Annotated in this window: 17 protein-coding genes and 1 pseudogene; 7 read left to right on the top strand and 11 right to left on the bottom strand. The window is 69.9% G+C overall.

Annotated features, from left to right (window positions below; all coding sequences use genetic code 11):
- Positions 1-23: 23 nt before the first annotated feature.
- The 8 genes and pseudogenes from MVF96_RS19900 to MVF96_RS19865 all read right to left on the bottom strand — a co-directional run bounded on the left by MVF96_RS19900 (position 24) and on the right by MVF96_RS19865 (position 10,688).
- The gene (locus MVF96_RS19900; protein ID WP_247450160.1) at positions 24-1,532 is read right to left on the bottom strand and encodes an NAD-dependent succinate-semialdehyde dehydrogenase; all 1,509 of its coding nucleotides are present in this window, start codon (positions 1,530-1,532) and stop codon (positions 24-26) included.
- A pseudogene (locus tag MVF96_RS19895) lies at positions 1,529-4,515 on the bottom strand (FAD-binding and (Fe-S)-binding domain-containing protein). Before MVF96_RS19895 ends, MVF96_RS19900 begins: the two are co-directional and overlap by 4 nt.
- Before the next feature lie 20 nt (positions 4,516-4,535).
- The gene (locus MVF96_RS19890) at positions 4,536-5,858 is read right to left on the bottom strand and encodes an aspartate aminotransferase family protein (RefSeq protein ID WP_247450159.1); all 1,323 of its coding nucleotides are present in this window, start codon (positions 5,856-5,858) and stop codon (positions 4,536-4,538) included.
- 45 nt (positions 5,859-5,903) lie between these two features.
- Complete coding sequence (locus MVF96_RS19885) at positions 5,904-6,350, bottom strand: MarR family winged helix-turn-helix transcriptional regulator (protein WP_247450158.1); 447 nt, start codon at positions 6,348-6,350, stop codon at positions 5,904-5,906.
- Positions 6,347-6,952 carry a DJ-1/PfpI family protein gene (locus MVF96_RS19880; protein ID WP_247450156.1) on the bottom strand — a complete coding sequence of 202 codons (606 nt, stop codon included), beginning with the start codon at positions 6,950-6,952 and terminating at the stop codon, positions 6,347-6,349. The genes MVF96_RS19885 and MVF96_RS19880 overlap by 4 nt, the downstream gene beginning before the upstream one ends.
- Before the next feature lie 74 nt (positions 6,953-7,026).
- Positions 7,027-8,388, bottom strand: a complete 1,362-nt coding sequence (locus MVF96_RS19875; protein WP_065629561.1) for an MFS transporter — start codon at positions 8,386-8,388, stop codon at positions 7,027-7,029.
- Positions 8,389-8,592: 204 nt separating this feature from the next.
- Positions 8,593-9,582 carry a 3-hydroxybutyryl-CoA dehydrogenase gene (locus tag MVF96_RS19870; protein ID WP_247450154.1) on the bottom strand — a complete coding sequence of 330 codons (990 nt, stop codon included), beginning with the start codon at positions 9,580-9,582 and terminating at the stop codon, positions 8,593-8,595.
- Positions 9,579-10,688 carry an NAD/NADP-dependent octopine/nopaline dehydrogenase family protein gene (locus MVF96_RS19865; protein WP_065629563.1) on the bottom strand — a complete coding sequence of 370 codons (1,110 nt, stop codon included), beginning with the start codon at positions 10,686-10,688 and terminating at the stop codon, positions 9,579-9,581. Before MVF96_RS19865 ends, MVF96_RS19870 begins: the two co-directional genes overlap by 4 nt.
- Positions 10,689-10,822: 134 nt before the next feature.
- Here MVF96_RS19865 and MVF96_RS19860 point away from each other — a divergent pair, with 134 nt between their 5' ends.
- The 6 genes from MVF96_RS19860 to MVF96_RS19835 are packed head-to-tail and all read left to right on the top strand — an operon-like array spanning position 10,823 to position 15,746.
- Entirely contained in the window at positions 10,823-11,809 is a 987-nt protein-coding gene (locus MVF96_RS19860) for an Lrp/AsnC family transcriptional regulator (protein WP_247450153.1), read from the top strand.
- A 1-nt stretch (position 11,810) separates the two neighbouring features.
- The gene (locus MVF96_RS19855; RefSeq protein ID WP_247450151.1) at positions 11,811-12,488 is read left to right on the top strand and encodes a YoaK family protein; all 678 of its coding nucleotides are present in this window, start codon (positions 11,811-11,813) and stop codon (positions 12,486-12,488) included.
- The gene (locus tag MVF96_RS19850; RefSeq protein WP_165629632.1) at positions 12,485-13,486 is read left to right on the top strand and encodes a D-2-hydroxyacid dehydrogenase; all 1,002 of its coding nucleotides are present in this window, start codon (positions 12,485-12,487) and stop codon (positions 13,484-13,486) included. The genes MVF96_RS19855 and MVF96_RS19850 overlap by 4 nt, the downstream gene beginning before the upstream one ends.
- Before the next feature lie 37 nt (positions 13,487-13,523).
- Positions 13,524-14,435, top strand: coding sequence for a type III secretion system chaperone family protein (locus MVF96_RS19845; RefSeq protein WP_247450149.1), 912 nt, complete (start codon positions 13,524-13,526; stop codon positions 14,433-14,435).
- Positions 14,436-14,473: 38 nt separating this feature from the next.
- Positions 14,474-15,052 (top strand): orotate phosphoribosyltransferase, encoded by a 579-nt coding sequence (gene pyrE, locus MVF96_RS19840; protein WP_247450148.1) that lies wholly within the window; start codon positions 14,474-14,476, stop codon positions 15,050-15,052.
- Positions 15,045-15,746 (top strand): TrmH family RNA methyltransferase, encoded by a 702-nt coding sequence (locus MVF96_RS19835; protein WP_247450147.1) that lies wholly within the window; start codon positions 15,045-15,047, stop codon positions 15,744-15,746. Before pyrE ends, MVF96_RS19835 begins: the two co-directional genes overlap by 8 nt.
- Before the next feature lie 119 nt (positions 15,747-15,865).
- Here the strand turns inward: MVF96_RS19835 and MVF96_RS19830 are convergent, their stop codons facing one another.
- The gene (locus MVF96_RS19830) at positions 15,866-16,600 is read right to left on the bottom strand and encodes a VTT domain-containing protein (protein ID WP_068971817.1); all 735 of its coding nucleotides are present in this window, start codon (positions 16,598-16,600) and stop codon (positions 15,866-15,868) included.
- A 227-nt stretch (positions 16,601-16,827) separates the two neighbouring features.
- On the opposite strand from MVF96_RS19830, the gene fbaA reads away from it, so the two are divergent.
- Positions 16,828-17,865, top strand: coding sequence for a class II fructose-bisphosphate aldolase (gene fbaA / locus MVF96_RS19825; protein WP_068971816.1), 1,038 nt, complete (start codon positions 16,828-16,830; stop codon positions 17,863-17,865).
- Positions 17,866-17,955: 90 nt separating this feature from the next.
- On the opposite strand, the gene MVF96_RS19820 is transcribed toward fbaA, so the two are convergent.
- A complete protein-coding gene (locus MVF96_RS19820) occupies positions 17,956-18,249 on the bottom strand; it encodes a hypothetical protein (RefSeq protein WP_189340127.1) in 294 nt (97 codons plus the stop codon).
- Positions 18,246-20,321, bottom strand: a complete 2,076-nt coding sequence (locus MVF96_RS19815; RefSeq protein ID WP_247450145.1) for an Rv0361 family membrane protein — start codon at positions 20,319-20,321, stop codon at positions 18,246-18,248. The genes MVF96_RS19820 and MVF96_RS19815 overlap by 4 nt, the downstream gene beginning before the upstream one ends.
- Positions 20,322-20,501: the final 180 nt, after the last annotated feature.

The following is a 20,501-nucleotide window of genomic DNA, read 5'->3' as shown; positions in this document are numbered from 1 at the left end:
CGGGATGGATAACGGAACCCCTGTCAGCGACGGGGAATCGGCGTGGCGGTGTACTTCATGTCGAGGAATTCCTCGATACCCACGCGTCCGCCCTCGCGGCCGAGTCCCGATTCCTTGACACCCCCGAAGGGGGCCGCCGGATTGGACACGGCGCCGGTGTTGACCCCGACCATACCGGTTTCCAACGCGGCCGACAGTGTGGCGCAGCGGTCGACGTCCTGGCTGAACAAGTAGCTGACCAACCCCCACGGGGTGTCGTTGGCCAGTGCGATGACCTCGTCGTCGGCCGCGGGATCGTCCGCGTCGTCGGCGTTTCCGAACGGGATGATCGCGGCGACGGGCCCAAAGATCTCGGTACGAGTGAGATCCGCGTCGAGCCCGACGTCGGTCAGGACGGTCGGCGGATAGAAGAAGCCCGGGCCGTCCGGGTTCTCGCCCCCGCAGACGACCGTGGCGCCTTTGGCCACGGCATCGGACACCAGCGCCGAGACCTTCTCGACGGCTTTCGATTCGACGAGCGGGCCGACCTGCACACCGTCGGCCGCACCATCACCCACCTGCAACGCAGCCATCTTCGCGGCAAAGGCGTCGGTGAACTCGTCGATCACGCTGCGGTGCACGAAGACTCGATTGGCGGCCGTGCAGGCCTGACCGATGTTGCGCATCTTGGCGAACATCAGGCCGTCGACGGCCCGCGGGATGTCCGCGTCGGCGCAGACGATGAACGGCGCGTTGCCGCCCAGCTCCATCGACGTCCGCATGACCGTGCCCGCCGCCTGACGCAGGAGTAGTTTCCCGACCTCGGTCGACCCGGTGAAGCTGACCTTGCGGGCGAGTCCGCTCTCCATCCACTCGGTGACGACGGTCGACGGGTCGCTGGTCGTGACGATGTTCAGCACCCCCGCGGGCAGACCGGCCTCGACGAGGATGTCGGCCAGCAGTAGGGAGGTGAGCGGGGTGAGTTCGGCGGGCTTGAAGACCATGGTGCAACCGGCCGCGACGGCCGGCCCGATCTTGCGGGTCGCCATGGCCAGCGGGAAGTTCCACGGCGTGATGAGGATGCACGGGCCGACGGGCTGCCTGGTCACCACGACCCGGTGCGATCCGTCGCCGGTGGTGGTGGAGTCGCCACCGATGCGCACGGCTTCCTCGGCGAACCAGCGGAAGAACTCGGCGCCATAGGCGACCTCGCCCTTGGCCTCAGCGAGGGGCTTGCCCATCTCCGCGGTCATCACCGCGGCGATCTCGTCCGCGCGCGTCATGATGAGTTGATGTGCGCGATAGAGGATCTCACTGCGGAACCGCGGTGAGGTCGTGGCCCACTCGGCCTGGTGCGCGGCCGCGGTCTCGAGCGCGCGCCGAGCGTCGACGGCGTCGGCGTCGGCCACCTGGGCGAGTACCTCTTCCGTGGCCGGGTTCACGACGTCGAAGTGCTTGCCCGACGCGGCCGGAGCCCACTCGCCGTCGACGAACAGGTCGGTGTGGACGCGGGACACTGCTTCGGCAGCGGTCTGGGGCGCGATGGTCGTCATGGTTGTACTCCTGGAGTATCGGTATCGGGTGATGCCCTGAGCAGTTCGGCGAGATGGATTCCGCGTACGCGCGCGCGGGGGCGAGGGCGTCGTCGACGGCGGCGAGGTGTTCGACGGCCATCGCGCAGCTGAACCCGTCGGTGACGACGGCCCGCTGCGGCGCGTTCCGCAGCGCCGGTGCGAGTCCGTTCTCGGCGACGGCCATGCTCACCTCGTAGTGACCCTTCTCGAAACCGAAGTTGCCTGCCACGCCACAACAACCGTCCGCGGTGTGCACGGTGACCCCCAGGGCCTCCAGGGCGGTGATGCCGACCCCGGCGCCGAACACCGCGTACTCGTGGCAATGGGTCTGCAACGTCACCTCGTCGGGAAGTGGTGGTGGTCGCCAGCCGGCATCGAGCAGAGTGGGCACATGGGCGGCGAAACTTCGCACGCGTGCAGCCACGCGACGGGCGGCGTCGGTCGGCACGAGTTCGGGCAGGTCCTTCGCGAGCGCCGCGGCGCAACTGGGTTCGACGACGACGATCGGTCGGTCCGTCCCGTCGTCGAGGTCGGCGACGGTACGGCGCAGCACCTTTCGGGCACGATCGAGCTGGCCGGTGGAGATCCACGTGAGACCGCAGCAGTTGTCGGCCGCACAGCCGACGGAAGCTGATGCACGGTCGACGGGATCTGACGCACGGTCGACGGAGTGGGCGGCCCGGAGGATCTCGGCGACCGCGGTGGCCACCTGCGGCCGGAAGGCGCGGGTGAAGGAGTCGACGAACAGCACGACCGTGGACGACGCGTCGACCGGTGAGAGTGCACCGAGATGGGTGCGCCGCGCACGCCGTGTCGCAAAGGCGGGCATCGTGCGCCGGGGGTCGAGTCCGCCGGCGCGCGCGGCGAGACCGCTCAGCCTGGATCGCAGTGCGCGGTTGAGGACCGGTGCCGCGAGCCCCGCCGCCGACAGCCACGCGGGCATCCAGCCGAGGGAGTAGTGCGACAGCGGGCGGAGCCGACGTCGATAGTGGTGGTCGAGGAACTCCGACTTGTAGGTGGCCATGTCGACGCCGGTCGGGCAGTCGGTGGAACACGCCTTGCACGACAGGCACAGTTCGAGCGCCTCCGCGACATCGGTGGACCGCCATCCCTCGTCGACGCTCGGCGCGGTGCGGACCATGTCCTGCAGCACACGGGCGCGCCCGCGGGTGGAGTCCTTTTCGTCGCGGGTGGCCTTGTAGCTCGGACACATCACCCCGCCGGAGTCCGCCCGGCACCGTCCGACGCCGATGCATCCCTGTACCGCGTGGACGAACGGGTCGACGAGCGGGAGTTCGTGCCCCAGGTCGAAAGCGGTGGGCCAGTGGCGACGCGGCACGTCGGCGAGGGCGAGGTCGGCGGTGATCGGGGGCGGATCGACGATGCTGCCCGGGTTGAGGATTCCGTGCGGGTCCCAGATCGCCTTGAAGCGGGTGAAGGCAGACATCATCGCCGGGCTGTACATGAGTGGCAGCAGCGCCGACCGGGCCCGCCCGTCGCCGTGTTCACCGGACAGTGAACCGCCGTGTCGCACCACGAGTTCGGCGGCCTCGGTGCAGAAGCGTGCCATCACCGCGCGCCCCTCGGGGGAGCGCAGGTCGAACGTGATGCGCACGTGCATGCACCCGGCGCCGAAGTGGCCGTACATGACCCCGGTGAGGCCGTGCCGGTCGAGCAGGCCGGCGAACTCGTCGAGGTAGTCGGCGAGCCGCTCGGGTGCGACGGCCGCGTCCTCCCAACCAGGCCACGACTCGTAGCCCGCGCCGATGCTCTCGTCGTCGGGGTCGGCCAGTCGGGACGACAGACCCGCGCCGTCCTCGCGGACCCGCCACAGCGCCCGGCGGCGGGCGGGGTCGTCGACCACCGTGGCGTCGGTCATCCGTCCCTGTGCACGCAGGTGGTCGAGCAACCGCTTGGCGGTCGCCGGTACGTCCGACTCGGATTGTGCGGCAGCGCTGTCCTCGTCGACATCGATGAACAACCACGCGGATCCGTCGGGCAGGCCGGCGACGGCGTCGTGGCCACGCCGCGCCGCCATCGTGGAGACGATCTTGCGGTCGATGCCCTCGATGGCCGACGGTGCGAACGGAAGGATCGCCGGTACGTCCCGGGCGGCGTCGGCGGGGGAGTGGTAGCCGACGCACAGCAGGAGCTGAGACGTCGGGACCGGTACCAGCGTGACGCGTGCCGACACGACGATCGCGCAGGTCCCCTCGCTGCCGACGAGTGCGCGAGCCACGTCGAAACCGTTCTCCGGCAGCAGCTTCGCGAGATGGTAACCGGAGACCTGCCGCGGGATGGTCTCGAGCTGGGTGCGCAGGATTGCCAGGTTCGCGGCGGTCAGCTCCCGCAGCGACGCGGTGATCTCGGCCGCCCGCTCCGTTGCCGCGGCATCGGCGGGATCGGTGGCCCGCAGGCCGTCACGGGTTGCGGTGAGCATCAGGCCGTCGGCGGTGACGAGGTGCAGTTCGACGATGTGGTCGCTGGTACGGCCGTACCGAACCGAGTGATTGCCGCAGGCGTCGTTGCCGATCGCGCCGCCGAGGGTCGCGCGTGAGGCCGAGGACGGGTCCGGCGCAAAGGTGAGCCTGCCGCCGGTGGCGGCTCGTGCGTCGGCGGCCAGTGTGGTCAGGACGATCCCGGCGCCCGCGACCGCGGTCGCGGATTCGGCGTCGACGGACAGGACGTGGTCGAGATGCCGGGACAGGTCGAGCACGACGCCGGGTCCGATCGCGTTGCCGCCCATGGAGGTCCCACCGCCGCGGGGAATCACCGGGACGCGGTGGTCATGACACCACCCGACCACCGTCGCGACGTCGCGGGCGCTGCGCGGGAAGGTGACCGCCAGGGGCGGGACACGGTAATTCGAGGCGTCGTAGGAGTATTCGGCCAGGCGACGTGTCGAGGCGTCCGCATCGACACCGAGAGCGGTGAGTTCGGCTGCGATGTCCACCCGTGGCATGTGAGACCGGGCTGTCAGGTCTAGCCCAGGGCCGCGGCGAGCGCGGCACCGAAGCGGGCGACGCCGAGGTCGATCTCCTCGGCGGTGACGACCAGGGCGGGGATGAGGCGCACGACGTTGGCCGACGGCCCGCACGTGAGCGAGAGCAACCCCTGGGTGGTGGTGGCCTGCTGAACGGCGAGCGCGGCCGCCGCGTCGGGCGTCGTGCTCCCGGCGGCATCGGTCGTGATGAACTCGATGCCGGCCATCAGCCCCAGCCCGCGGACGTCGCCGACGCCCGGGAACGGTGCACATACCTGCCGCAGACCGGCGAGCAGCTGCTCACCGCGGACGCGCGCGTTCTCGACGAGGCCCTCTGACTCGATCACATCGAGGGTCGCGATCGCGGCGGCGGCCGCGACGGCGTTGCCGCCGTACGTGCCGCCCTGCGACCCCGGCCACGCCTTGCTCATCAGTTCCGTCGGCGCCGCGATCGCCGAAATCGGGAATCCCGACGCCAGGCCCTTGGCGGTGATCAGGATGTCGGGGGTCAGGCCCGCCGCGTGCTGGTGACCCCAGAACCTGCCGGTGCGACCGAATCCCGCCTGTACCTCGTCGAGGATCAGGAGGACGCCGTGGCGGTCGGCGCGCTCCCGCAGGCCCTGGAGGAAGCGGGGCGGGGTGGGCAGGTATCCGCCGTCGCCCAGCACCGGCTCGATGAGGAAGGCCGCGGTGTCGTTGGGCGCGACGCGCGACTGCAGCAGGTAGTCGAGTTCACGGAGTGCGAAGTCGACGGCGGTGTCGGTGTCCCAGCCGTAGCGGTAGGCATAGGGGAACGGAGCCATGTGCACGCCGCTCATCAGGGGCGAGAAGCCGGCGGAGAAGCGGGTGCCGGCCGTCGTCAGGCTGGCCGCGGCGACGGTCCGGCCGTGGAAGCCGCCCTGGAACACGATGATGTTGGGCTTCGCGGTGGCCATCCGGGCGAGACGGACGGCGGCCTCCACGGCTTCGGAACCGGAGTTCGCGTAGAAGACGGAGTCGAGGCCCGTGGGCAGTACCGCCCCGAGTCGGGTGGTGAGCTCGAGGAGCGGGGTGTGCATCACGGTGGTGTACTGCGCGTGGATGATCTTGGCGCACTGCGCCTGCGCGGCCGCGACGACGTGCGGGTGGCAGTGGCCGGTACTGGTCACGCCGATACCGGTGGTGAAGTCGAGGTAGTCGCGACCGTCGGTGCCCCGGATCCACGAACCGGCCGCAGTGTCGACGACGACGGGAGTCGCCTGTTTCAGGGCGGGGCTCAGCGACGCGGTCTGGTCGGTGCGGACCTGGGAACTGTGGATCTGGGACTCGACGCCGGCAGTCATGGCTACACGGTGACGCTCGATCGTACGATTGTCAACAATTAGACATCAGCGCTGGTCGTCGAGTTCGTCAAGGGCGGCGCTGAGATCGCGGAGTACGGTCAAGGCGTGCTCCCACCGGGCCGGGTCGAGTGCGGCCGCCAACCGGATGGCCGCCGCGCGATGTCCCGGGTTGATCGCGCGGACGGCCGCGAGGCCGGCGTCGGTGGGGGCGACGAGCTTGGCGCGACGGTGGGCCGGATTGTCGCGGTACTCGGCCAGTCCGTCGGCGACGAGGAGGTCGGCGGTGCGCTGCACGCTCTGGCGCGTGATCCCCATCGCCCGTGCGATGCCCGCGACCGGCAGCGGTTCGTCGAGCACCGCGCCGAGCACCTGCCACCGCGTGGCGGTCAGCCCGGCGGGTTCGGCGAGACGCTCGGCGAGGGCTAGGAACTGCCCGTTCAGCCGGAACGCTGTCAGCGCGGAGGCCGACAACAGGTCCTGCGGGTCTCTCACTGCTCGCCGGCGAGCGCGTAGAAGCCGCTGGGGTCCTGGTGGCCGTAGAGCTGGTACCAGGCGTCGAGCACCGGCGGCGTGTAGACGCCGAGCAGCGCGAAGACCTCCCGTGCGAAGTCGACCGGGGCGATCGCCGCCGCGGTGATGACGCCGCGATCGGTGACGGCGGGGGCGTCGACGTAGTGGGCGGCACCGGCATAACCGGTGGGCGACAACTGCTCCGGCGCGTTGCTGGTGTGGCGTCGGTCGTCGAGTAGTCCGGCCCGCGCGAGACCCATTGTCGCGCCACAGATCCCGGCAACCGGGGTGCCGGCTTCGGACCAGCGCCGCGCGGCGTCGACGAAGGCGTCGTCGGTCTCCCAGATCTGGGCGCCGGGCAGGACGAGCATCGCGCTGTCGTCGGGCGTGATCTCGTCGAGCGTCGTGTCGGGGACCATCGTGACCCCGCCGATGGTGCGGACCGGCTCGGTCGTCGCGCCGACGGTCACGATCCGGAACGTTCCCGGCTCGGCCTGGTACTCGGGATTGTTGATGCCGGACGCGACGTACCCGAACTCCCAATCGGCGAGCGTCGGGTACAGGGCGAGATGGACGGTCTTCATGGTGCCTCCTTCGGACAACTATGACAGCATCCTGTCATTAATGACAGGATGCTGTCAATAGTTGGCCCGCGAGGTCAGCTGCGCAGACGTTGCCGCAACGTGGGCCGCCCGGCGAGCGCGGGAGCCGTCTCGCGGATGACCATCAGGCAGCAGAGGCTGATCGCCATCAGCGCCGCCGCATAGAAACCGACGGGGATCACGCTGCCGGTGGCGCTGACGATCCGGTTCGCGATCATCGGCGCCAGGCCGCCGCCCAGCACCGCGCCGACCTGGAAACCGATCCCGATGCCGCTGTAGCGCTGCGTGATCGGGAACAACTCGGCGAAGGTGGTGAGCATCGGACCATAGACGAACCCGGTCAGTGCGAAGCCGATGGAGATGACCGTGATGCAGGCGGCCAACGACCCGGATGCGGTGACGGAGAACAGGATCGGAGCGAACAGCAGCGACGTGATCATCCCGAAGCCGATCACCGTCTTGCGGCCCAGCCGGTCGGACAGGTAGCTGCCCAGCACGACCGTCGCGGCGTGGCAGGCGAGCGCCAGCGTGCTGCCGAAGACCACCGGGGACCGGTCGAAGCCGCGTCCCGGATCGGTCTCGGTCAGGAAAGAGAGCATGAACGTGAACAGCAGGAAGGCGTAACAGTTCTGTCCGACGTTGATACCGGCGGCCAGCGCGACGCGACGCCAGTTCTGGCGGAGCACGGCGAAGGCCGGCGGCGACTTCTCCTCGGCCTGCTTGGACTCGACGAAGTCCGGAGTCTCACTGACGCGGGACCGGGTCCACACCCCGATCGCCAGCACGACACCGCCGATGAGGAACGGGATCCGCCAGCCCCAGGCCAGGACCTGTTCCATCGGCATCAGCAGGACGAGGGCGAACGACAGGTTGGCCAGGATGCCGCCGACCGGCGAACCGAGGGTGACGAAGCAGCCGTACAGACCGCGCCGGTGCGTCGGCGCGTGCTCGGCGGCGAGCAGGGCGGCGCCGCCGATCTCACCGCCGCGCGAGATGCCGTGCACCATGCGCAGGAAGACCAGGATGATCGGTGCCACGATCCCGATGGCCTGGTAGTCGGGGAGGACGCCCATGGCCAGGGTCGATCCGCCCATGAGCAGGAAGGCGGCGGTCAGCGCCTTGCGTCGGCCGAATTTGTCCCCGAAGTGTCCGAAGATCAGCGCGCCGATCGGCGCCATCACGAAGCCGACCGCGAAGGTCGCGAAGCCCAGGAAGGTGCCGAACCAGGGATCGTCGACGTTGAAGAAGATCTTGTTGAAGACCAGTGCCGTCGCGGTGCCGTAGATCGCGAAGTCGTAGAACTCCATGATCGTGCCGACACCGGACGCGACGGCGACGCGGGTGGTCCGTTCCCGGCGCGGCCGGCCGGTGCCGGTGGCCGAGGGGTCGGGTGGTGCAGAATTGTCGAGAGTTACCACGGATCACTCCTCATCGGTGGGCGAACGGACCCTCGAGGCCGTCGTTCGTTGGCTGTACTCGTGGATGGATCGATTGTGTCGAACCCGCGAGGCGGGGGGAATCGGGAAAAGCTTTACCGCGCCGAGCTATTGGCCGCGTTCGGGCACGCTTCACCGCGCCACCGGAACCGGGTCCGGTGGCGGGTGAGGTCGTCGCCCGATCCGTCAGTCGGCCGTGCTGAACTCCTCGTGGCGGGCGAGACGCCCGACCGCGTCGAGTACGCGGGCGAAGTCAGCGATCCGCTGGGCGCGGTAGTCGGCCACGGTGGCCGGGTCGAACTCGTAAAAGCCTGCGCCGTCGGATATCCCACGACGTCCGAAGGTCATGTTGGACTCGACCAGCGGGGCGGGCGCGAACCGCTCGCCGAGTTCACCACGCAGGTAATTCGACGCGTGGAACAAGGTGTCGCAGCCGCCCCAGTCGATGAACTCGAGCAGGCCGAGAACCGCGAAGCGCGAGCCGAATCCGATGCGCACCGCGGTGTCGATGTCCTCGGCGCTGGCCACCCCCTCGTCGACCATCCGGGCCGCCTCGTTCATCACGAGCGCCTGCAGCCGGGGCACGATGTACCCGGGCGACGGGGCGCACACCACGGGTACCTTGCCGACCGCGACGAGCAGGTCGCGGGTGGCGTCGACGACCCCGCGGCCGGTGGCGGTGCCCGGCGCGACCTCGACGAGCGGCATGAGGTCAGCCGGATTCAGCCAGTGCGCGTTGAGGAATCGCTCCGGGGCCGACAACGCCCCGGCGAGCTCGTCGACGAGGAAGCTCGAGGTGGTCGACGCGATGGGGACGGTGTCGCCGACCATCGCCTCGATCCACGTGAGCGCGTCGCGCTTGATCTCGGCGACCTCGGGTACCGCCTCGAACACCAGATCGGCGCCGGCCATCGGACCCAGGGCGTCGACCTCGCCGACGACGGTGACCAGCGCCGCGACGTCGTCGAGGTCCTCGATCGCCAGCAGGCCGAGCGTGACCTTGTGCGCCAGTGCCTGACGGACCGCGGTGCGAACCCCGTCGAGGTAGGCCGCGGCGTCGGCACCGCGGTCGCGGAGGTCGACGACGGTGACCGACACGTTCCCGAAGGCCAGCGCGGCGGCGATGCCCTGACCCATCCGGCCGGCGCCGACGACGGCGACGTGGCGACCCGTCACTGCGCCGGTCCGTCGTGGAGCAGTGCCTGCATGCCGGACCGGTCGAGGTCGGCCAGTCCCAGATTCTCCAAGGTCCGGCCGCCGGTTGCGGCCGGACGTCCGGTGACCGCGCCGGCGAGGGCGAGCAGGCCGTCGGCCACCGGCGTCGGTACCGACGCCCACCGCCCCACCGAGCTCAGCAGCGCCAGCCCGATCTCGACGTCCTCGGTCATGTAGCGGTGGGTGTGCAGGTCGATGTTCTCGCGCCAGTCGCCGCTGTCGGTGAGCTTCTCGTGGGCGGCGTTGCCGTACATCCACTCGTCGCCGTCGGCGGTGTAGTGGTCGGCGAGCGGGAAGTGCGGTGCGCCGTAGCCGAGCGCCTCCCGGACCGCGATGCGCTCGGCGTCGAGCGCGGAGGTGACCCGCCGGATGGCGTCCTGGGTGCCCTCGTTGTGGATGTCCCACGACGGGAAGTGTTCCAGCGGACCGGCATTCATCAGGATCAGCGGCGGGTGGATGATCGGGCCGGCGTTCATGAGCGCGCCGCTGAGGGCGTCCTCGCTGCGTTCGACGGCGGGATAGACCTCACCGAGGACCGCCAGCGCCCGATCGGTGTGCCGGGCCGGGAACACTCCGGTGGGCAGACGGGTGGCGTACCCGCTGACGACGACCCGGGTGTCGCCGTGCTTGCGTGCGAGGTAGGGCAGGGTCCCGGTCTCGGCGAACGCGACGTCCGCGGGATTGCCGGCCGCGCGCACCGCCCGCGCGAACACGAACGACCCGAAGCTGCCCGGCGGCAGGTAGACGACCTGGCCGTCGCGCAGGTGCGGGGCGAGCTGCCGAGCGAGCGACTCGTGGGCGAACGCCGGGACCGGCGCGACGATGACCTCGGCGTTGGACACCGCCTCGGCGAGGTCGGCGACGATCGAGATCCCGCCGCCCGCTCCGCCGTCGACGCCGATCTGCCGCCGGCCGCGGTGGTCGTCGATCTCGAGCGTGCCGCGCTCGACCAGGGACGAGAACGCTGCGCCGTCCCGTCGCCACCAGGTGACATGGTGGTCCTTCTCGCTGAGCTCGGCCGCGGCCGCATAAGAGCCGTGACCTCCGCCGATGACGCAGACCTTCACGAATCGTCCTCCTCGATCTCGGGCCGCTCGAGCGGCCACTGGGGTGTTGGGAGGAAACGTAGGAGCGCTGCCGCGGACTGTCCCGGCGTCTGCCGAAACCGAAAAAAGTTCACCTCGTGATGCAGGATTGTTGCGTGCCGGACGACCTCGATTATCAGATCGTTCACGCTCTGCAGGTCGCGCCGAGGGCGCCGTGGGGCGTCGTCGGCGACGTCGTGGGCGTGAGCGCGGCGACCGCGGCCCGACGCTGGGAGCGGCTCGTCGACAGCGGTCTCGCCTGGATCGTGACCTATCCCGGGGCCGCGTACCTGAACACCCGCTGCAGCGCGTTCGTCGAGGTCCAGGCCTCGTCACGGCGTGCGGCGCTCGTCGAGCGGTTGTCGGCGGACCGGCACGTGGCCACCATCCAGCGCACCGCGGGCGACGGCGACCTGCTGCTGACCGTGATGGTCCCGGATCTCGGCTTCCTCGGCGACTGGGTGCAGCGACTCGCCGACCTCGAGGGGGTCGCCCGGACCCGGACGAGGGTGGTGATGCGTGTCTTCGGCGAGAGCGAACGCTGGCGGGTGCACACGCTGTCCGACGCCGACGAGTCGGTACTCGCCGAGCACCGACCCGAGCACCGCCCGCTGGCGCACGAACCCGATGAGATGGATCTGCGACTCATCGCCGCCCTGGCCGAGGACGGTCGACGCTCGGCGGTCGACCTGGCCGCCGCGAGTGGTCTGAGCGCACCGACCGTTCGGCGTCGGCTGACCGCACTCGTCGCCGAACGCGTCCTGTCGATCAGATGCGAGGTGTCGCACGTGATCAGCGGATGGCCCGTCACGGCGAACGTGTGGGCGCGGGCGTCGTCGAGGTCGATCGCGGCGCTCGTCGACGCGCTCGACGAACTGCCCCAGGTACGGGTCTGCTGTGAGGTCACCGGTACCGCGAACATCCTGATGGCTGTCTGGTTGCACACCGTCGGCGAACTGTCCGAGTTCGAGCAGCAGCTCGAGAGCCGGGTGCCGGGACTCGTCGTCGCCGACCGCTCGGTCACGCTGGAGACCCCGAAGCGACTGGGTTCGCTGCTCGACCGGTCGGGGTGCCGGACCGGTTCGATCCCGGTGGTGCTGTGAGATGACCACGTCGACCTCGCTGCGCTTCGCCCTGCTGATCACCGCGGCCTGTGGCTTCCTCGACAGCTACACGTATCTGTCCCGGGGCGGGGTGTTCGCCAACGCCCAGACCGGGAACGTCATCCTGCTCGCGTTGAATCTGTCGGAGCAGCACTGGTATCAGGCCTCGGGTCATCTCTGGCCGATCCTCGCGTTCCTCGTCGGCGTCGTGCTGGCGGTGCACGTGAAGGCCGGCCGCTTCGACCATCTCCTCGTGTACCCGATCCGCGTGACGATGGCGCTGCAGGTGAGCATCCTCGTCGTGATCGGCTTCGTCCCCACCTCCGTCCCGCACTCGTTCATCACCATCCCCATCTCGTTCATCACCGCCATGCAGATCGAGTTGTTCCGCAACATCGGCGATCTCAACTACATCGCGGTGGCCACGACCGGGAATCTGATGCGCCTCGTGGAGGCCGGGTACGGCGTCACCGTCGACCGGGCACCGGACGCGCGCAAGGCCCTCACGGTCTACGGCCGCGTGGTCGGGGTGTTCGCCGGCGGCGCACTCGTCGGGGCGGTCTGCACCCAGGTGATGGGTGGCCGCGCCGCCTGGGTGCCGGCGGGTTTCCTCGCGGTGACGCTGCTGCTCTTCGTCATCGACGAACGCACCGACCCGTCACCTACGGTGGGGTCATGACCCCACACGCGCCCGTGGTCGCCCTGCTGATCTCGCCCGACGATCCCCCGCCGGGGAACCTCGCCGAGCTCGAGGAGCTCGCGACGGTACGGCTCTGCACGGCCGACGATCTCGGCGCGGCCCTGCCGGGTGCGGACGTTCTCGTGTTGTGGGACTTCTTCTCCCGTGGCCTCGCCGACCACTGGGGCGAGGCCACGGCATCGTTGCGCTGGGTTCATGTGTGTGCGGCGGGCGTCGACTCGTTGCTCTTCGACGGGCTACGGGCCTCCGACGTCGTGGTGACCAACGCCCACGGCGTCTTCGACCGGCCGATCGCGGAGTTCGTCCTCGCCGCAGTCCTCGCGCGGCACAAGGGTTTACACGAATCGATGGCGCTGCAGCGCGATCATGAATGGCGACACCGCGAGACCGTGGCGACCCACCGCACCTCCGCCCTGGTCATCGGGACCGGCGGGATCGGCCGCGCGATCGCGAAACTGCTTCGCGCCGTGGGTGTCCGGGTGGTCGGGGCGGGTCGGACCGCTCGCGACTCGGATCCGGACTTCGGGCATGTCGTGGCCACCGACGATCTCGCCGCACAGGTCGGCGGATTCGACACGGTCGTCGCGATCGCGCCGCTGACCGAGCAGACCGCCGGGATGATCGACGCGACGGTGCTGGCGGCGATGAAACCCGGCGCCCACCTCGTCAACGTCGGCCGCGGCGAACTCGTCGACGAGGCGGCCCTCGTCGAGTCGCTCCGCTCGGGCCACCTCGGTGCGGCCACCCTCGACGTCTTCGTGACCGAGCCGCTGCCCGCCGACAGCGCGCTCTGGGATCTGCCCGGGGTCGCGATCTCGGCGCACATGAGCGGAGATGCCGTCGGATGGCGCGAGGCGCTGGCCGAGCAGGTCCTCGACAACCTGCGGCGCTACGTCGCGGCGGGTACCGCGGACCCGGCCGAGATGCTGGTCAACGTCGTCGACAAGGAACGCGGGTACATCCGGGTAGGCGGATGACCTCACCGCGGGCCCGCCGATAGTAGGCTGTAGCGCGATGACCACCGTCTATTTCCTGATCGCCGCCGTGGCCCTACTGGGTGCGGGTGTCCTGTTGTGGCTCGACCGCCAGCGGTCGAGCGTCGCACGGCACCAGCGTGCGGTCTGGGGCGATGAGCACGAGTTCAAGTTCCGCGAGTCGGACACCAAGCTGCGCAAGGTCTTTCGGCGCGCCACGATGAACGTCGGCGACCACATCCCGGTCCAGGACGTCGCCTACGGCCACTACGCCGGGGTGGAGGCCGTGGTCTTCGACCTGTCCGAGACCGCGACCGTGATCGCCGTCCGACGCTCCTCGCCCTCGCACGTCGTCGTCGACCTCCGGCACGAGGACGTCCTCGCGCCCGCGGAGGAAGACGTGGAACTGCTGGGCGCGATGGGCCCGCGCGTCATGTTCTCGAACAACCTCGACGTCGCCCGCCGGGTCTGCGACCGCCGCATGGTGGCCCTCGCCAACAAGGCGCCCGCGTTCGTCGAGGTCCTGTGGAACGAGGGCAACTGGGCGCTCGGCTCGATGCCGGTGACCAACGACCCGGCCAAGCTGAACACCGGCCTGGAGGTCGTCCGCCGGTTCGCCGATCTCCTCCGGGTGCTGCCGCCGATGCGAGAGCCGGAGGATTCACCCGATCCGCGCGACCCGCACGGACCCACGCGGGCCGAGCTCGCCGACGAGAAGACCGAATCCCTCCGCGACAAGCGCCGTCGACAGGCCGTCGGCACCCCGACGGCAGCGGCGTCCCAGACCGGCGCGTCCGGAGATACCGAGAGCCCGGCTGCGGCCCGCAAGCCCCCGGCCCCTTCAACCGGGGGCCGCCGGATGTCGCCGATGCCCGTCCGCGGGTCCGCCGGGACCTCCGACGACGCACCCCGCCGCGACACCGGCGAGCGGCCCAACCGGCACCGCAACTGATTGCGAAACGCTCCATGTTCGACCGAGAGGGAAGCCGCATGTCCTCGTCCGCCCCGGTTCCCGCCGAGACCCCGCAGGTCGACCCGACCGCGAAGGCGCGGCTCGCCGAGCTCGTCCGCGACCTCGCCGTGGTCCACGGCAAGGTGACGCTGTCGTCGGGCAAGGAGGCCGACTACTACGTCGACCTGCGCCGCGCGACGCTGCACCACGAGGCCTCCCGCCTCATCGGCCGGTTGATGCGGGAACTGACCGCGGACTGGGACTACGTCGCCGTGGGCGGCCTCACCCTCGGCGCGGACCCGGTGGCGACGTCGATCATGCACGCCGACGGGAGGCCGATCGACGCCTTCGTCGTCCGGAAGGCCGCCAAGGCACACGGCATGCAACGCCAGATCGAGGGTCCCGACATCGTCGGCCGCGACGTGCTCGTCGTCGAGGACACCAGCACGACCGGCGCGTCACCGTCCACGGCTGTCGAAGCCGTCCGCGGTATCGGCGGCAACGTCGTCGGGGTGGCCACTGTCGTCGACCGCGCGACCGGTGCGGACGCGGTCATCACCGGTCTCGGCGTGCCGTACCGCTCGCTCCTCGATCTCGGCGACCTCGGGCTTGACTGAGGCCGGCCCGGCGGGTTCCGCCGACGAGTCCGGCGCGGTACCCGGTCCCACCGAATGGCAGACCGGGCCGGCCGTGGGAGTCGGGCCCTGGGCCGTCGAACATCCCGGTGAACTCGCACCCGCCGACCCGCGCCTCGACGCCGAGTTGCTCGCCCACGGCGACACCCGCAACGTCGTCGACGCCTACCGGTACTGGTCGCGCGAGGCGATCGTCGCCGACATCGATGCCCGGCGGCATCCGCTGCACGTCGCCATCGAGAACTTCGCCCACGACGCCAACATCGGCACCGTGGTGCGCACCGCCAACGCCTTCGCGGTGGCCGCCGTCCACATCGTCGGACGACGTCGGTGGAATCGTCGCGGAGCGATGGTGACCGACCGCTATCAACACCTGATGCACCACGAGACGGTGGCAGATCTCATCGACTGGGCTCGTGACGAGGAACTGACCGTGGCGGCGGTCGACAACACGCCGGGAGCCCTGCCGCTCGAGACGGCGGATCTACCGCGCGACTGCGTGCTGGTCTTCGGGCAGGAGGGTCCGGGGGTCAGTGACGACGCGCAGCGCGCGGCCGACCTCACCGTGTCGATCGCGCAATTCGGTTCGACGCGCAGTATCAACGCGGGCGTCGCGGCCGGGATCGCCATGCACGCGTGGGTCCGTCAGCACGCGGACCTCGACGCCGCGTGGTGACGGGCGCGGGTGGCTTCGACTCGGCGCCGCGACCTCGACGCGCTCCTTCGTCGCTTGCTCGGCCCGGCGGCTTCGCTCGGGGCCGGCTCAACCAGCGGGGGTAGGCGTGGTGACGGAGCTCAACCAGCGGGAGGGGCGGAGTTGTTGGCCTCGTCGGAGGCGGGGAGGGGCTCCTCCTCGACGACCTTCTTCCGCGAGCGCAGGATGCGCTTGACGATCTCGGAGATGATCGGCAGCACCGAGATGAAGACGATGAACAGGAAGATGTAATCGATGTTGTCGCGGATGAACTCGATCTGGCCCAGGAAGTAGCCGAGCAGGGTGACACCCGCGCCCCAGGCGATCGCGCCGACGATGTTGTACGTGAGGAAGATCGGGTACCGCATCTTCGCGGCGCCGGCGACGAGCGGCGCATAGGTGCGCACGATCGGGACGAAACGCGCGAGGATGATCGTCACCGGGCCGTGCTTCTCGAAGAACTCGTGCGCTTCCTCGATGTAGACCTGCTTCAGGATCTTCGCGTCCGGCCGGAACAGCGAGTACCCCGCCTTCTTGCCGATCCAGTAGCCGACCTGGTCGCCCAGGAACGCCGCGATGGGGATCAGGACGAGCAGCACCCACAGCGGGGCGAAGGGCTCGATCTCCGCCGACTTCGCCGCGACGATGAGGCCCGCGGTGAAGAGCAGCGAGTCGCCGGGGAGCAGCGGGAACAGCAGACCCGACTCGATGAACACGACCAGCAGCAGACCGGCCAGCATCCACGTGCCGAACGAATTCAGCAGGTTCACCGGATCCAGGAATCCCGGTAGCAGCGCCAGGTTGGTGGTCGTGGTGGCAAGTGCGGAGTCGATCACGGGGAGCCAGAGTACCTGCGCGTCCGTCGAGGACAGAATCTCACGGGTCCGCCACCGCCGTTTTCCAGCAGGTCCGGGCACGAATGGTGCCCGCGCCGGGCGATGTGGCACCTGCCATACTGGGAGAAGTCCGGCCGCGGGAAGTCCGGCTGCTCGCCACCGAAACATCAGTCGACGGCGAGAGAACCCGAACACCAGAGCACATCACCACCCTGGAGGATTCGTCGATGCCCATTGCAACCCCGGAGCAGTACGCCGAGATGTTCGACAAGGCGAAGAAGGGCGGTTACGCATTCCCCGCGATCAACTGCACCTCGTCGTCGACGATCAACGCCGCGATCAAGGGTTTCGCCGATGCCGGCAGTGACGGGATCATCCAGTTCTCGACCGGCGGCGCCGAGTTCGGGTCCGGCCAGGGTGTCAAGGACATGGTGACCGGAGCGGTCGCCCTCGCCGAGTTCGCGCACGTCGTCGCGGCCAAGTACGACGTCCTGATCGGTCTGCACACCGATCACTGCCCCAAGGACAAGCTCGACACCTACGTCCGGCCGCTGCTGCAGATCTCGCAGGAGCGCGTCGACGCCGGTCGCAACCCGCTCTTCCAGTCGCACATGTGGGACGGCAGCGCCGTACCGCTCGACGAGAACCTGGAGATCGCCAAAGAACTGCTGGCCAAGGCGGGAGCGGCCAACATCATCCTGGAGATCGAGATCGGCGTGGTCGGCGGTGAGGAAGACGGCGTCGAGAACGAGATCAACGACAAGTTGTTCACCACCCCCGAGGACTTCGAGAAGACCATCGAGGCGCTCGGTGCCAGCGACTCCGGCAACCGTTACCTGCTCGCGGCGACCTTCGGCAACGTGCACGGCGTCTACAAGCCGGGCAACGTCAAGCTGCGTCCCGACGTCCTCAACACCGGCCAGGAGGTCGCGGCCAAGAAGCTCGGCCTCGGCGATGCCGCCAAGCCCTTCGACTTCGTGTTCCACGGCGGTTCGGGCTCGCTGAAGAGCGAGATCGACGAGGCCCTGAGCTACGGCGTCGTGAAGATGAACGTCGACACCGACACGCAGTACGCCTACAGCCGCCCGGTCGCCGGCCACATGTTCAGCAACTACGACGGTGTGCTGAAGGTCGACGGCGACGTCGGCAACAAGAAGGTCTACGACCCGCGCAGCTGGTCCAAGAAGGCCGAGACCAACATGAGCGAGCGCGTCGTCGAGGCGTGCAACGACCTCAAGTCCAACGGCAAGTCCCTGACCGCCTGACGGTCACAAAGCACTCTGCCCGCACCCTGAAAGGGGTGCGGGCAGAACTGTTTTCAGGCTTGGAAGGCCCGGTCCCCGCGGCGGCCGGGTTCAGGTGATGGCGAGTCCGACGACGACCGCACCCGCGAGAGCGATCATCACGAGCGCCGCGATCACGACGGCCGGGTCGACACGCGACCGCGATCGCCGCGGCGGCTCGACCGCATAGGGCCGGATTCGATTGCTCGGTACCCGGCTCTGCCCTACGAGACGGTTGTCCGCGGCGGGACGCGGCCGCGGCGTCGATGCGGCGGGTGCCACCGGACGGGACGGCGGGGTGTAGAAACCCGGCGCGGAGCGGCCACCCGGTCCGGGCGGCGGGCCCGGCCGGTGTCCGCTCGTCACGTGGGGTTGCACACCTTCCAGTCGTCGCCGTCGCGCTGCAGGTTCAGCGTGACGGTTTCGGGCTGGTCCGGGGCGTTGGTGTGCACCGCGACGACTTCGACGACAGCCTGATTGCCGCCCTCGACGACCCGGACCGCGTTGATTCCCTGCGTCTGTACGAGCTCGTTGCGAGACCGCTGGGCCTCGTAGGTCCGCTCGTACGCGGCGTCGTCGAAGTCGGTGTAGAACGCATTGAGTTCACCGCAGGTGACCGATCGCAGGGTCTCGAGGTCGCCCTCGTAGAGCGCGGTGGTGTAATCCATGGCCACGGTCGCGGCTTCGTCCGCGGGCGCCGGTGCCTGCAGGCTGCTGTAGGCGAAGATACCGCCGACGACGGCCACGATGGCCACCACGATCGCTGCCGCGGCGATCAGCAGACCCTTGCCGCGCTTCTTGCGCGGTGCCTTGGGGTCACTGCCCGGGATGACCTGGGGCTCGCGGTCGGTGGTCGTCCATCCGGCGGTCGACGCGGCCACGGCCGGCTCCGGGGTCGTCCGCGCGTCGTCGTCGGCCGGCGCGTCGGGCTCGGTCCGGGCTTTGGCGGCGGCGGATGCCGCTACTGCCGCCGGGATGACGGCCGTCGCCGCGTCCGAACCGGAGTCGTCCTCGTCCTCGGTGTCGGTGTCGGCGTTGTCCGGCTCGGTGGCGTCGGTGTTCTCGCCGGTCGGGACGGCGATCGCCTCGGTGGGGGAGTCGGCGTCGGAGTCAACGTCGGCGGCAGCGTCGGTCTCGGTCGGCGAGTCGACCTCCGTCACGGCCGAGTCGTCTGCTGTCGAGGCGTCTGCTGTCGCCGCGTCCGCGGGGGTCTCATCCTGGACAGGCTGTTCCGCGACCGGCTCCCCCGGTGCTGGTTCGGTCTCGACGCCCTCGGCCTCTGCGCCCTCTGCCTCTGCGCCCTCTGCCTCTGCGCCCTCTGCCTCTGCGCCCTCTGCCTCTGCGCCCTCTGCCTCTGCGCCCTCTGCCTCTGCGCCCTCTGCCTCTGCGCCCTCGGCTTCGACCGGCTCGTCGTCGGCATCCGACTCGGCGACGGGGTCCTGGTGAGCCTCTGCGTCGTCTGCTGTGGCCTCGTCCGTCGCTGCCTCGTCTGGAGCCACGTCGGTGTCCACGGACTCGGACTCGGACTCGTCGTCGGCGTCACGAGTCGTTCCGGCTGCCACGGCCGCAGCGCCCGCCGCGGCCACACCGGCGCTGACCGCGGTGCCCGTCGACGGGTCCGTGTCGTCGTCGGCGAGCGCCGGTTCGACGGCCGCACCGGTGTCCTGGTCCGACTCGGATTCGGGCGCAGACCCGGACTCGGTGGACGCGGTCTCGGCGTCGGAGCCCTCGGTCGTGGAGTCGGCGCTCGCTTCTCCGGCGGACGCTGCCTCGGGCCCCGGGGCCGTCGGGTCGATGTCGTCGAGGTCCTCGAGCTCAGCGGCGTCCGGGAGGTCCGAGCGACGGATGACGGTGGTCGCGGAGTCGCTCGGGCCGAGCCGGGCCGGCGCCGGCGGGGCGGCCTCGGCGTCGTCGGGCTCGGTCTTTTCGGTCTCCGCGGTGTCGGAGGCCTCGCTGAGCGGGTCGATGTCGTCCAGGTCCTCGAGGTCCTCGGCGGACGGGAGGTTGTCGCGGTTGATGATCTGGGTGGCGCCGTCGATCCCACGCCCCCTCTCGGGGTGGGTGCCGCGGGCTGCTTCGCGGCCTTGTCCGTCGCCGCGTCCCTGTCCGTCGCGTCCCTGTCGGTCGCTGCCTTGCGCGTCGTGGTCTCCTCGGACGTGGACGCGTCTGTCGTGGACTCCGCTGGGGTCGCCTCGGTCGGGGCGGCCGTGTCGTCGGCGGTCTCGTTCTCGGTGGGATCGTCCACGGGTGGCTCGTGACCCTCTCTGCTGGTGCTGGGTGGAGCGGCGTCGGTGCCGGTCGGAACAGTATCGGGGGTCGGCCGCGTGTCCGTCTGACGAGCCCGGCGCTCGTCCCGCACCTGCTTGAGCGTCGACAGAGCCTTGGTGACAGCGGCTCTCGGCCTGTCGGATCGCGCCATCGACTGAATCACCCCGCATCTCGCCCGTGCACGACTACGGCCCGGCCGCCCGGCGTCGCCGTTCAGCGGCGGGCAGCAGGACCGATTGCGCCATTCACCCTAGCGAACGGCCCGGCGGTCCAGCACTAGGGCATTTGATCGAATGGGCGCCGGCCGCCGCGAGCGAACGGCGTCGGAGTCCGCAGGCGGTGCTTGAATA

The organism is Gordonia hongkongensis, assembly GCF_023078355.1.
GTDB classification, from domain to species: domain Bacteria; phylum Actinomycetota; class Actinomycetes; order Mycobacteriales; family Mycobacteriaceae; genus Gordonia; species Gordonia hongkongensis.
Note: the sequence above shows the minus strand (reverse complement) of the source record. Positions and strands in the feature narration are given on the sequence as shown.